A 13,687-nucleotide genomic window follows, 5' to 3' on the forward strand; every position below is an offset into this window, starting at 1 on the left:
TTGTTGCTCAAACAGATGTACTGAGCAATGAGTTCGGGGCCGTTTAGGATTCGACGCCGGTTGCGAAACTTTAGGTGCATGCCGACTTGGTAACAGAAGTCGTAAATCCACTGTTGCAACTACTTATAGTTGCCAATGACGACCAATACGGTGTTGCTCTCGCTGCTTAATTGCAGCTGACAATGCTCCTGGTACCTTCGGGTCCAGCAATCATCAGGGGATGTCTGTAAACCCAAAATGATTGTCATATAGAACAGAATCGCCGTGCAGTACGTTGTGGACGAAGCGGCTAAAACTTACACAACTCGCCCAAAGCACCCTGCCCTTCGGGTCGCTGAGGGTTAACTTAATAGAAACGGCTACGCATGTAGTACCGACAGCGGAGTACTGGCGGACGGGGGTTCAAATCCCCCCGGCTCCACCATTTCATCATCTAAAGACGTCCACGGACGTCTTTTTTTGTGCCTGAAATCCAGTGAATACGGGGATTTCAGGGCTATTGGGCTCCACAGCGTTTCATGCAGATCCATTTTGAAATGTATTCCAAGGCGTATTCCAAGCCCCTGACTGGTAAATTTTGGAATACACAAACAGCGTTGGAGTACCCATGGGAGCCCGAGCCACACGCCTTTCAGACCTAAAAATCAAAGCCGCCAAGCCCAAGGACAAAGACTACACATTGACCGACGGCGACGGCCTTCAGTTACGAGTCCGAACCAACGGTTCGAGGCTTTGGAATTTCAACTACATCCATCCCGTGACCAAGAAACGGATCAACATGGGACTGGGGACGTTCCCAGAACTCAGCCTGGCTCATGCGCGAAAACGCACGGTTGAAGCCAGGGAGCTGGTTGCCCAAGGACTGGACCCGAAAGAGCAGCGCGATGCAGATCGCCAAGCGAAAAAAGCCGCGACAGAGCACACCTTTCAAAACGTCGCGACAGCCTGGTTTGAGCTCAAGAAAGACTCCGTGACAACCGCCTACGCTGAAGACATCTGGCGCTCGCTCACGCTGCACATCTTTCCGGATCTACACGCAACCCCGATTTCTGAAATCAGCGCGCCTCAGGTCATCAAGTTGCTTAGGCCACTTGAAACCAAAGGCAGCTTGGAAACGGTCAAGCGCCTGAGCCAACGCCTCAACGAAATCATGACTTACGGGGTGAACTACGGACTCATTCATGCCAACCCCCTGAGCGGAATTCGATCGGTCTTCAAAAAACCAAAGAAGAAAAACATGGCAGCATTGCCCCCCGATGAGCTCAATGAACTCATGGTGGCAATTGCCAACGCCAGCATCAAAAGAACCACCCGATGCCTCATCGAGTGGCAGCTCCACACGATGACTCGGCCAGCAGAAGCTGCGACCACCCGATGGGCTGACATCGACGTCGAGAGGAAGATCTGGACGATCCCAGCGGAGCGCATGAAGAAACGCCGCACACACATCATCCCGCTCACGGAGCAAGCTTTGGCGCTTCTGGAAGCCATCAAGCCCTACAGCGGACACAGGGAGTACGTGTTTCCTGCCGACCGTAATCCCCGCACTCATTGCAACAGCCAGACCGCCAACATGGCGCTGAAACGGATGGGGTTTGAGGGGCGACTTGTAAGCCACGGAATGCGCTCCATGGCGAGCACCATCTTGAATGAACACGGGTGGGATGCGGAGCTGATCGAGGTCGCGCTTGCGCATGTGGACAAAGACGAAGTCCGTAGCGCCTACAACCGGGCGGACTACATAGAGCGAAGACGCCCGATGATGGCTTGGTGGAGTGAACACATCCAGCAAGCGGCAACCGGGAGCTTGTCCGTTTCAGCCGTTCAGAGCGCCAGGGGACTTAACGTAGTCTCGGTGAGATAGACGCAATAACGCTCGTCTGGTATTCACTACTGAGGCATTCGCCTGCCAGATCACCCAAGATCATTAACACAGCGTTCTAGATCACTCCCCAGATACCAATCATCACAAAGGCCAAACAATGTGTCCGTAGCAGAGATCGCATTGTTGGCTGACATACGGAACAGTCCTAGATGAGATGTCGGGTAACAGGCCAACGTGGCCCAGACCTCGGAGACACCTCATGACCAACCGACACACCTCCCATACCTTGCAGGCTCAAGACGCTCCGCGCTCTGCGGTCCTATCGCTTATGGTCGATAACCGCCTGACACCTCTGGATCGCAATTGCTGGCACGTGATGCACTCGCTACGGTCGGCTGGAGGTCTGTACACCTTGGCAGGAATGGGTCAATTGCGTTCATATCTCGCGTGCGCCCCGTTGGCAAAACGAGCTTCTTACGAAACCGCCTCGCGAGCGCTAACAGTTCTGCGCCTAACTGGTTGGATAAGCTTGGCCGGCCAGAATAGCGACCTCATTACGGGCAACGTTCTGAACGAGCTCTATCAGATCAACGAGAGTGCCCTGAACTTCCGCGAAGCCTGCGCTTTAGACGCCACCCTTCCAGCGCTTCTCGAGAACTGCATCGGCCATAAGCACACCCATCTCGATTGCATCGCGAAGCACATCGAAGCTACGCGGGAGCAAACGTCCAAAGACAATGCCGCACTCACGCCGGCACAACGTGACGAGGACGATGAGCCGCCCCCCTCAGGAGAACGCCCGCTCTCCCCCAGAAAACCTGTACCGAGTCATCCCGCAACAAGAACCTCCGTCACGCAGCAGACCGACCAGAAACACCTCAGCACCGGCGACAGTACGTATAAAAACAAATATAAAAAAATACGTACGTACCGCGCACGCGCACGTGCGGAACGCCATTTGACACAAGGGCCAGTGACACTGCCGCAATGCCTGGCAAACGCCAAAGCGGATCAGCAACAAGACGTGCTGGCAGCCCTGACTCGACTGCCACTCCAACATCGCCAGCAAGTGCTGGACGAACTCCAGGCGCGCAGTCAACGTGGGTCGGTGCGTAACGTCGTCGCCTACTTCTTCGGGTTGATAAATCGAGCATTAGCCGGCGAATTTCGACCGTGGGCAGGCCGTAAAAAAGAGCAGAAAGCTGTCGCCCCCATTACGCCCCATCCAGTGGCCTCGGCTGCCGCTGAGGTCAAACAAAAGCCCGCCACAAGATCGAAGACAATTCAGCAGGGCCTGCCGCACGTTGCCGAGATGCGCAAGATCATGAAGGGGCCAAGGATTGCAGACGATCTGGCTGCACAGATCATGAAAAGCTTGGCCTGCCAGCCGCTTCCTGCCTAGAGCATGCGTCAGTAATCCCTGCGCAACTGGTTATCAAGCAGTCGGGGAACATTAGGAAATTCCGAATAACCGTTTTCGGATTTACAGCGAACACCGCAGGGAGCAACTTCACATCTCGTCTCGCTGATGTGATCAGCACCCAAAAGCCGCCAGGATCTGCAAGACGGCGCTGCGGTTTCCCGCAGGATCCTCCCGAATGACCGCATCGCTTCCTGCAGCGCGGACAGTCGACATCAATGTCGATGGAAGCATGTTATTCCCCCCACCCACGACGGGCCTTTCCCGTCCGGGCAAGGCCTTTCTTGTTTATTCGGAGGCCTTAATGAACATTCGACTGGCAATGTATCAAGCACTGAAAGCGATCGACGTGCCTGAGCCAAAAATCGATGCTGTAATCCAAGCCATGGAGACTGCGTTGCAGTCACCTCCTACCGTTAAATCCGATCCAGACGTAGAACACTTTCGGACAGAGCTATCTCGCGTCGCATCTGATCTCACCCTCAACATTGGCACGATGATGTTCCCGGTGGTGGCAGCGGTCTTCGTCTTTATGGCGATGATTGATTAACGATCTACTTTTTCGGCAGTACCGAGAACCACCCACCCTATGGCAGGTGGTTTTTTCTTGTGAACCAGAAAGCTAAGCGTGTAATGCTACGCGAGCGAGCGACAGCACTCGCCTTTGCCTTTATCCAAAGGCAGAAGGACACCTGGTTAAAATCGGGTACATCTAAATTAATCGTTCATGACATCTGCGCTGATTTGATGGGCTTGCTGACTGGTGGCCACTCGAAGGGATTGGCTATGTCCATGAGAGGGACTTGCGCTGCCCCCTCTAATCGTGGTGTTCACGACACAGCTCACCATTATCAGCGCCCTATACCGATGCTGGCCATGGTTGGTTTCTACGGGTTACGACGGGCAGAAGTCGGCCAGAAGCGGACGTTGGCAGGCGATCGCTACCGGCCAAAATCGGTCCTGTGGGGGCTCAAATCGTACCTACTTCGAAAGCCCGTTTGCGCCGTCGTCGACCTCCCACAAAATTCTCTCGAGCTCAGGCCGCGTCCACCTCTTCCAAGGAAATACGTCCCGGTCGTCGTCGCTGTGCCAATACTCGCATGCATCAAATGCCTGGTAGATAGAGAATGCCGGCTGGGGCATATCCGCATGCATGGACAAGCCGACGATATCGCTGACGACAGTATTCATCACCTCATCACAGTGATGAAAATCGCGGGGGCCTGTAAAAAACAGTCTTGCTACTGAGATCGCCAACTGATTCAAAAGATCGCGATTGTCGATCTGTAGTTGCTCACACATCACACCTAACTCAGTGTTTGGGGCACTTTCAATAACCGCAAGTACGTAATTAAGGTTGGCATCACTCAGACCTTTGTCCATGAGATGACAGTACTCTTCAATTCAGTTACTCGATGGATTCAGCGCAACCCTGTTAGAAAACATATTGCCAGTTGTGCTGCCGAGCATCCGCCTTTCGTAATCCCCTTTTGTACGATCACCTAGCGATGTCACGTGGTATGGAGGGGCATTTGAATTGCATTTTCACCCCAGCACACCGCCGAACCGAGGCCTGCTCCAATCCCTGTCATGGGTGATATCTGTTTGATATCATAGGTTGTCCGTCAATCCGGGGGCCGCTATCGCGGTTACCGCCGGTATGCGGATGATCTTTTATCATTCATTTGTTGGCAGGAGAAAGACGTTGAGTGAAGGAAATGGGAGCGGAAAGGCGCCATTGTCGAAGGGAATCATCATCACTCGGTCATCGGTTTGGGCTACGTATGAGGTGCTTCTGACGTTGATGCCTGTGCTTATTTGGCTTTTCATCATCTATTTTTCGAAGCCCGAGTTTGAGATTTCCCTGCAGTTTCCGGCGTTCTCTTTTTTCTGTGTTTCTATCTGGGCGGCTTGCATTAGGGAAATTCCGAGAACACTCGTCGGGGGGGATCCGGTTCAAGACAAATTTGAACGGGAGTGCTCGTTGGCCATTGCGATTCTAGGATTCGTGATTTCGCTTTTGTGTCTCGTCTTCGCTGCGCTCAGGAGCACCGGCAGTATTCCTAATATTTGGGGGGCTTTTTCCGTGGTTGTGGCAACTGCCGGAGGGCTCGGTATCCTCATGCTTTTCGTGATGATCTCGATAAAAATCCAGCGAGTGGAATATGGGCGCTACAACATCCGTCCTGCGATCAAAGAAAAAGGGACTGATTTAGTTTCTGAGAAATAAATCAGTCCCTTTTTTTCCAAAGCTCGTGTTTATGCAAGTTGCTGTGCGGCAAAGGCATTTTTTTCCGTTTTAAGTGTTGCTTGCAGCACAATTTGAATTTTTAGAACCTCTGGAGGGATGCAGTGGTTACTTATACACAGAGTGTAAAAGAAAAAAGCAGAGTAGAAATATGGACCAGGGCTGTTAGAAAACTGACTACTGACAGGGAAAAACATAGGATTTTAAAGCCGAATTATATAAGACGCCTTTGGGATTACGCTTTTGACGAAGTTCTACAAGATGAAAGCCCTAACGAGGATTTTATTGAGTCCTGGACTAGATTTTCAAACAATCTTTACGAGACCAAGCAACCGCAAAACTTGAAAATTGCATACTTTTGCGGGCCGGAGCCTGAAAATGATTTGCGAATTATAGTGGCGCTAGGTGTTCAGATTGAGAATGTTTGGGCTATTGAGTCAGATAGAAAAATGTACTCTTCGGCACTGATTAAGGCACAAAAAAAATATCCAACCTTAAAGATATTCAATGGCGCAATATCTGAGCTCATGCGAGTCACTTCTTTTAAGTTTGATATAATTTACCTTGATTTCACTGGCCCTCTTTTTAGTCAGCAGTCAAAGCCGCTTCTAACTATAAACGCTGTTTTTGAAAACAGCTCTCTGAGTGATTTGGGGATTCTGGTAATAAATAGCTCTCTCCCCGAAAAAACCGAAGAAAATATTGAGTTCTTGTCTTCTTATTTTCGTAGTCATCCATTTCTAGAGAACTGTATCCGTTCAGGTGACACTAAAGATACTGGCTTTTGGGAAGGGGTCGATTGCTATGGGTTTGTTGACAAGGCCTACCAAGAGGAGCTTGAGGCCCTCGGCGAGCCTTGCGAGGAACGTTTGTTTGAGGACTTGATAAGCTCGCACTTCGACTCTGCATACAGTGCATTCTCAACGCATTATCCAACAATCTTTGCTAGCTACATAAGTCCGATGCTTAAGGTTGGTAGTAGCCCAGCCTTAAAACGCATGTTTTTGAAAATGGATGAAGCTCAAATAAAATCCATTATTAAAAAAATGTCCACCCCCCAAAACTATGATTTCGAAGATGGACAGGTTGATGAGGCCACCCTCAAAGATTTGGATTTGTCAGGAGGTGAAATTTTCGAGCCGCCCGAAGACTTTCCAATTTGGAATTTCTTGCTAAGGTTGAAGGAATCTAAAAGTAAGCTGGGGCAGTACTGGTACGAGCAGTTTTCAAAAAAGAATGGGGCTCTGTCATATCTAGATAGCGTGCAACTTTATGATTTGCTTAGATACGCACAGTACTCATATAAAAGCACTCTGTCGGAAAGCTTGTCTCGATCGATAAAAGAAATAATTAAATCTCTTCCTGATCCGTGCGGAGGCGTTTTTTGTGATGTACCGATGCCGCATTTATGGATAGAGCTTGCTTTAAATCACCTTGGGAATACGCACCACATAAACACGGACGCGCATTGGCGAGCTAGGTATAAAGCAAAAGAACGGGAAATGTATCTTGATATGTTTGTTTTTGATAACTGCAGATCCCTGTATGACTGGCTTCCGATGGTGGATCTTTATGGAAAAGACACTGCGACCATAGAGAGGCAGATAATTATTCGTGCTTGTATGGATGCTATCACTAAGCAGAACCATTATTCGTCATTTTTTAGCTACTATGGCGCCAATCTAATTGGAGTCAATACAAAGAGATGGTCAGATTTTGGTGAGCTGAAAGAGCGATTTGATTTGAATGACTAGTGTTGAAGATAAGCATCAGAAAAATTATTTGCTATGCGGGCGTTCCATCATGAGCACCTAAATTTCCCGAGGCTGACTGATTTGAATGCCTGTTGAGCTCCTTGATGATTCCACTGACGCTTTTGGCCGGTAGCGGTCGGCTCCCAATGTCCGCTTCTGGCCGTTTTCTGCCCGTCGCGAAACGGTAGAAAAAAGCCCCTAACTACCCCATTGTGACTGCTAGTTATCATCCGCCCCAGACCTTCGGCCGAAAGCTCTCGGTCAACCTGTATAACAATGTTGTCAACTTGCACGCCCTTGCGATTCACGGCGTCGATCGGTAAGGCAGCTCCGTGCTTCGCCTTTCCCATAGCTCCCTGCGCAGGGGTGGCTTGGGGACCATGCCACCCCTGCGGCAGGGAGCCGACAAGGCCGAAGGCCGCGTCAGCACCACAGGCAATCGATGCATATGCACCTATCACCCCGGCTGCCCCTGCCCAATGAAGCGCAACTCATGAGATGGGCCGTCACTGCAAACCGCAGTGACGGCCCCGCGGACGCCTCAACATCACGGGCAAATACTGAATCCTAAAACGTGCGGCATACATGATGATGCCCCCGATACACTGGCCCAGCAAAAACCTAAGTCGACAGGTTCGAGAGTCGTCGTCCCAACAGCGCAAGACTCCTGCAAGCGCTGATCCAGCAGGATGGAGCTAGCCAAGTATGCAAGGTTCCAGAAGCATACCGACCCATACCCATGGGACGGAGCCGCCTTTGTCTGTAGACCTATTCCCTAATATGCCGCTACTACGCTGTCCTAAATAGCGGACCTTTTCGCAATGGCAACTGCTTCCACTTAACAATCCCATCCATTTCCTTGGAGTACTCATCAACATTAAAAACTAACTCATCCCGCTCCATCTCCGTCCGACCTTCCAGCAGGAAGGAAGACGGACGTCTCAGCCGAGACACCGGTGTTTCCTGAACACCATGCCCCTGCCCTTCGGGGATCTCGCCTAGCGAGTTGGCACCAACACTTACCAATGATTTTCAGGACAGGACAACAGCACAAAACAAAGCCAGTGAGTGGATGGGATATGGACGATTTGACCTACACCCTGCGGCAACTTTGCCGGCGCAATCGCGATGGCAGTCACAACACTCAGGCCGACCGTATCCGCTCATTGGGGCTGATCGCTCGCCAGCTGCGGGAGGTTGGTTTCCGCCAGATGAAAGCCCCCTCGCTCAAGGGCAAACACGTACTGGCACTGCTGGATCGCTGGCAAGGCGAAGGCCTGTCAGTTGGCACCATCAAAAATCGGCTTGCGCACCTTCGATGGTGGGCTGAAAAGATCGGCAAGGCTGGCATTCTCCCCGCGGACAACACGCAACTGGGTGTGGCCGAACGGCGCTTCGTCACTAACGTCAGCAAAGCTCAGGAACTGGGTACAGACCTTGGCAAGATCACCGATGCCCATGTACGCATAAGTCTCCAGCTTCAGTCCACGTTTGGATTACGCCGTGAGGAAGCGATCAAATTTCAGCCCAAATATGCGGATCAAGGAGATCACATTCTCCTCAAGGGCTCATGGACGAAGGGTGGGCGTGATCGCTCTGTTCCGATCACTACTTCGCAACAGCGCGAGGTTCTGAACGCGGCACATCAGTTAGCGGGAGCCGGCTCATTAATCCCGGCTCACAAAACGTACATCCAGCAGAGAAACACCTACGATGGTCAGTGCAAGGCAGCAGGCCTGAGCCACATGCATGGACTGCGTCATCATTATGCACAAAGCCGTTACGTAGCTTTGACAGGATGGAAGGCTCCGGCTGCAGGAGGTATATCGTCCAAGGAATTGACCCCAATGCAGCGTTCTCAAGACCGTACCGCTCGACAAATTATCAGCCGTGAACTCGGGCATGAGAGAACACAAATTACCGCTACGTACCTCGGCCGATAATTCTGGCCGCTCGACGTCGATCCTCAACAACCCGAGTCCGAAGGTGGTGGTGAGCGCAGGCAGGAAGGAGCCTCATACAACATTAGGAAACAGTCGGAAACCGATTACCGGATTGACAGCCGAAGTCCTCAGGGGCACTTTTGCTATGCATCTAGCTGATTCGTTCAGCACCCCAAGCCGCCAGGATCTTCAAGACGGCGCTGCGGTTCTCCGTAGGATCCACCAAATGACCGCATAGCTTCCGGCAGCGCGGACAGTCGACTTGAATGTCGATGGAAGTATGACTTTCCCACCCACGACGGGCCTTTCCCGTCGTGGGGAAGGCCTTTTTTTGTTTTAGGAGGCCTTAATGAAAATGGAACTGGCGATGTATCAAGCACTGCGCGCAATCGACGTGCCTGAGCTCAAAGCCGAAGCGGTTATCCAAGCATTGGAATCTGACATGCTCACACTACTCGCTACGAAAAGTGATCTCACAAACCTTGACCAGCGGTTGACAGCCGAGATCGCTAGAACAACTGCTGAAATTGGCAAGGCGACTGCTGAGATCGCTAATACAAATCATCGGCTGACTGCAGAGATAGCTAAATCTGATCTCAAGTTGTCCATTCGCATGGCTTCCATGCTAGCCGTGACGATCGGCATCTTGATCGGGGCGATGAAAGTCTTCTTATAGTTCTCTCAGCGATTCTGAACACGAAAATCACCTGTCCTTCGACAGGTGATTTTTTTGCGATTTTTGGCAACGGGCAAGACAGTGCGTTCGATCAATCACTACTTCGATTGGATACTAGAAACGCTCAAGCAACTCGGAGGTAACAGAAGATACGTATTCCCTCAGATAGAATCTCCGCATCCACGCCAATCACCTGGGAATGCACCCAACCGCAGGCCCAAGAATTCCACCCAGTGCCTGCACCGGATAAGGCTGAGCCACGGAATTCGACTCAATCAACGGTCGAGGTGGCTGTGATGGTTCAAGCCTCAGATCTAACTGCTGCATGAACCCTCTCCTCATCATTGCCGGTTGTCCTTACGTAGTCCCGCCACGGCTGTTAAGTGTTATCAGAGATCAAGGCCCCTGCGGCCTGTGAGGTGTTCACTTACGCGGAACGAACTGCTCCTTACAACCGGGAGCAAGGGTATGAATCCATGAACCTGACCTCCTTGGCGCATCCGAAGATGCGGGCGAGTGGATGCTGTGCCGGCTGACGAGTTCGGTGCTTGGAGATCATGGGTGGGAGAAGGCAAAGACCTAGACACCTGGGGCATGCCTGACTGTCAGTCAGGCGCAGCCTTTCCATTGGCTGCGGCACCGGTGGCTGTGTCGTTGCGAATGGAGACGAATCGGATTTGTCAGGCCGATTGTCAGGATGAGAGTTGCGGCAATGCCCTGTACGACGTCTCTTGCAGCAGCGCTACGAGCGTCCGTCTCTTTCCAGGAGAAAGAGACGAACGCAGTCTGGCGCAGCGAAGTGTGCAGAGAGGTGAGGCTGCTGCAGAGCAGCGAAGTAGGTCCATTGTCTGCCGCAGTGGGCAGATTGGTAGAATAGGCATCCATCACTGATGGGGAGTGACCGTGCGAGCCACCGAACGCTAATCGCACTTCGGGAAGAACCACCACACAAGTGGTGTAGCCTTGGAGGTTCTGGCTACCTGGGCTGGAGCTGTCAACGACAGCGGTCCTTGCGCCAATTGTTATACTCACTCGAAAAGGCGGTCAAACGTCACCGCCAAAGCGCTCAGAATGTAGCGACTGTCGCCACTTTTGTCGCCATGCTCCAGCCTATGTTCTACGCCGGTTTTCGCCGCTGTCGCCGCTGTCGCCACACCTATATCCATGCCCAACGAAAATATCCGTCTTGACACTGAACCGGCTCTGCGCCCGATACAGATCACGAGCAATTAATGACGGGTAAAAGAAGGCTGCGCTAATCATATTTGAAATGAATGGGGGAAAACGCGGTGGCCGCAAGGAAAAGCGAGTGAACCCTCTGATCGGCGCGATCAAAGATCGCTTGATCAGAGGGTTTGGCGGGAAAAGCAAAGTCTCAAACGTTAACTATAAACTCAGGCATCGAAGCTGGTTGATAGGGAAGTGTCTGCCTCACGTCGCATGATTAGCGTCTGCTGCAAGCGCAGCAGAAAGCCTGCTTCAAATGCTTCTTGGGGATCACCCGGATGATGATGCTTTCCGTTTTGCGCCAGAACCCACCACAGCGGCAATGATGAACCATCGAGCCAGGTCTCACCGCATCGAACGCCTTCCTCAATCATCGGGCGGAATTCATCGTTCCACAGTGTTCGGATACCGGCACAGCCTTCAGCTGAAGGGACAGAAACGTACTCCCCAATCTGTTGATGAACGCGCTGGGCAGGGATACCCGACAGATACCGGAATGCCTTGTCGAACAACTCTGCCGCGTCATCCAACAGCACTACCGCTAGCTCAACGTCTTGCGGAAAATGAGGCAGAATACTCTGCGCTCTATTGAGCCGAAGCGTGGCAGCCTGGCGAAGTTTAATCGTGGCATCTTCAGTTGTAAGCGATGCGGGATCAATGCTGTTCGGTTTAGGGAGACCAATGAGAAGCGAGAGCTCAAACATCGCGGAATCCTCCGAGATAGTTTGCAGCTTGAATCCAATGGCTAGGGCGGCGCACGAGCTTAAAACTGTACGGGGGCAGAAACCGTCGTCCGAGGGAACCGGCCAGGCCGAAGCCTGCCCCGCACGGACCGCCATAGAAAAGCAGCAGCTAAGCCTCAGTAAGCACTTAATTACTAGCTATGGCGCTATGCGCCTCGAACAATTCAGGTTCTGACAGCCGGCCACGGGATTGACCGCGACGGAGCAAAGCATAAATATGAAGCCGGAAAAAAACAAAAGTACGGCACCAATAAGCTCAGAAACCGAATGAAATCTGATACCAAGAAGCTAACGTTTGCTGGCGGATGGCAGTTCTACCGCATCAGGTCTAAAGTAGCGACTACAAATTCCGTCCACGCTGACAGAGCCGACTTAGCTGGTGGCGAACGATATAAAGCTGCACCTATGCGCTGCGTCCAAAAAGCAACAGATTATTTTCCAGATAAAATTGGCAGGCTGAGATCCAGATCGATGTTAGATACCAGTGACAAAATAAGCGAAAAATATAGTTTCTTTGAGTTTTTCGCAGGCGGAGGAATGGCTCGTTCGGGTCTTGGTGACGAGTGGGAGTGCATGTTTGCCAACGACATGGATCGGATCAAAGCTGCAACATATAAAAAAAACTGGGGAGATAGTCATTTTGATAATCGTGATATTCACGAAGTTAAAATTGAGGATTTACAAGTCCACGCCGACTTAGCTTGGGCATCATTTCCTTGTCAAGATTTATCTGTAGCTGGAAATGGTTTAGGCATTGGAAATACTAGTAGCGAGGGAGTTACAAGATCTGGTGCCTTATGGCCCTTTCTTGAGTTGATTGATGGGCTCCGCCAAGAGTCACGTCAACCCCGACTATTAGTATTAGAAAATGTCGTAGGCTTGCTGTCTCTTGAGGGTGGGCGTGACTTTGCAGCGATTTGCTCACGCCTTGGTGAAATTGGATACCGCTACGGCGCCGTAGTTATTGATACCAGGCACTTTTTGCCCCAGTCTCGCCCTCGGGTGTTCATTATTGCTGTCCTACGCAACATTGACACACCGCACCACCTTTATCGTGAAATGGCAACGGAGTCTTGGCATACGCCGACGTTGATGCGTGCATACGGATCATTATCTCCGCAGATACATGCAGACTGGGTTTGGTGGGATTTGGGATTAGTGCCAACTTTAAAGAAAAATGCTCTACAGAGCATTGTTAAACTTGAAGGGATTGACTGGCATACACCTGAGGAAACTACAAAAATAATAAGTAGGATGACTCCCATTCATATAGCACGTCTTGAGAAAGCTATGGCTGCTGAAAATATCAGCGTTGGTAGCCTTTATTATCGAATGCGAAGAGAGGGAGGCATCAATAAGCAGCGCGCGGAGATAACTTTCTCTGATGTCTTGGGTTGCCTAAGAACGCCGAGAGGTGGTGGCTCACGTTCAAGGCTAATTGTGGCAGGAAATGGTCAAGTTAGAACTCGCCTGCTTTCAATTCGGGAGGCCGCAGCGTTGATGGGACTAGAAGATACCTACGTATTGCCTGAAGCTTATCAACATGCTTTTAAAGTTATAGGGGATGGTGTCGCTGTCCCCCCCGTGCGTTTTCTCGCTGATCGACTTCTTGAGCCTCTAATTCTGGCCGCTCGGGAGGACATTGGGCGGGGTTTTGAAGGAGCCACAAAGCAGACTGCCGCATTCGCCTGACTGATTCAATGGGATCATTGAAATTAGGGGGATCATAAATCCGGTAAGATCCTCTTCTCGTTGCCGCAATATTCAGTTACTTATGCTCAAAATGAGCAGATGGAGTTTTTTTAAATCATGGCAGATGGCGTACAATTTGTACTGTCCTAATATGTTCCG

The 13,687-nt window shown here is 51.2% G+C and carries 10 protein-coding genes and 1 other RNA gene; 9 read left to right on the forward strand and 2 right to left on the reverse strand.

Annotation, left to right across the window (positions count from 1 at the left end; genetic code table 11):
- Positions 1 to 35: 35 nt before the first annotated feature.
- From ssrA to ACI514_RS21470, 4 genes are all read left to right on the forward strand, one after another.
- Positions 36 to 424: a transfer-messenger RNA gene (gene ssrA / locus ACI514_RS21455) on the forward strand.
- Positions 425 to 607: 183 nt separating this feature from the next.
- The gene (locus ACI514_RS21460) at positions 608 to 1,864 is read left to right on the forward strand and encodes an integrase domain-containing protein (protein WP_405122327.1); all 1,257 of its coding nucleotides are present in this window, start codon (positions 608 to 610) and stop codon (positions 1,862 to 1,864) included.
- A gap of 490 nt (positions 1,865 to 2,354) precedes the next feature.
- Positions 2,355 to 3,227, forward strand: coding sequence for a hypothetical protein (locus ACI514_RS21465; RefSeq protein ID WP_405122328.1), 873 nt, complete (start codon positions 2,355 to 2,357; stop codon positions 3,225 to 3,227).
- 196 nt (positions 3,228 to 3,423) lie between these two features.
- Positions 3,424 to 3,795 carry a hypothetical protein gene (locus tag ACI514_RS21470; protein ID WP_405122329.1) on the forward strand — a complete coding sequence of 124 codons (372 nt, stop codon included), beginning with the start codon at positions 3,424 to 3,426 and terminating at the stop codon, positions 3,793 to 3,795.
- A 431-nt stretch (positions 3,796 to 4,226) separates the two neighbouring features.
- On the opposite strand, the gene ACI514_RS21475 is transcribed toward ACI514_RS21470, so the two are convergent.
- Positions 4,227 to 4,628 carry a hypothetical protein gene (locus ACI514_RS21475; RefSeq protein WP_257356994.1) on the reverse strand — a complete coding sequence of 134 codons (402 nt, stop codon included), beginning with the start codon at positions 4,626 to 4,628 and terminating at the stop codon, positions 4,227 to 4,229.
- Positions 4,629 to 4,950: 322 nt separating this feature from the next.
- On the opposite strand from ACI514_RS21475, the gene ACI514_RS21480 reads away from it, so the two are divergent.
- The 4 genes from ACI514_RS21480 to ACI514_RS21495 all read left to right on the forward strand — a co-directional run bounded on the left by ACI514_RS21480 (position 4,951) and on the right by ACI514_RS21495 (position 9,866).
- A complete protein-coding gene (locus ACI514_RS21480) occupies positions 4,951 to 5,475 on the forward strand; it encodes a hypothetical protein (protein ID WP_405122331.1) in 525 nt (174 codons plus the stop codon).
- 122 nt (positions 5,476 to 5,597) lie between these two features.
- The gene (locus ACI514_RS21485; RefSeq protein ID WP_257356992.1) at positions 5,598 to 7,247 is read left to right on the forward strand and encodes a hypothetical protein; all 1,650 of its coding nucleotides are present in this window, start codon (positions 5,598 to 5,600) and stop codon (positions 7,245 to 7,247) included.
- A 1,079-nt stretch (positions 7,248 to 8,326) separates the two neighbouring features.
- Complete coding sequence (locus ACI514_RS21490; RefSeq protein ID WP_095125356.1) at positions 8,327 to 9,190, forward strand: integrase domain-containing protein; 864 nt, start codon at positions 8,327 to 8,329, stop codon at positions 9,188 to 9,190.
- 349 nt (positions 9,191 to 9,539) lie between these two features.
- The gene (locus ACI514_RS21495) at positions 9,540 to 9,866 is read left to right on the forward strand and encodes a hypothetical protein (protein ID WP_072432041.1); all 327 of its coding nucleotides are present in this window, start codon (positions 9,540 to 9,542) and stop codon (positions 9,864 to 9,866) included.
- A 1,394-nt stretch (positions 9,867 to 11,260) separates the two neighbouring features.
- Here ACI514_RS21495 and ACI514_RS21500 read toward each other — a convergent pair.
- Complete coding sequence (locus tag ACI514_RS21500; protein ID WP_257356990.1) at positions 11,261 to 11,797, reverse strand: LasR-specific antiactivator QslA; 537 nt, start codon at positions 11,795 to 11,797, stop codon at positions 11,261 to 11,263.
- Positions 11,798 to 12,307: 510 nt separating this feature from the next.
- On the opposite strand from ACI514_RS21500, the gene ACI514_RS21505 reads away from it, so the two are divergent.
- Positions 12,308 to 13,528 (forward strand): DNA cytosine methyltransferase, encoded by a 1,221-nt coding sequence (locus ACI514_RS21505; protein ID WP_257358465.1) that lies wholly within the window; start codon positions 12,308 to 12,310, stop codon positions 13,526 to 13,528.
- The last annotated feature ends 159 nt before the right edge of the window (positions 13,529 to 13,687 follow it).

The sequence above is a fragment of the Pseudomonas sp. M20 genome (assembly GCF_045037865.1).
Taxonomy (GTDB): domain Bacteria; phylum Pseudomonadota; class Gammaproteobacteria; order Pseudomonadales; family Pseudomonadaceae; genus Aquipseudomonas.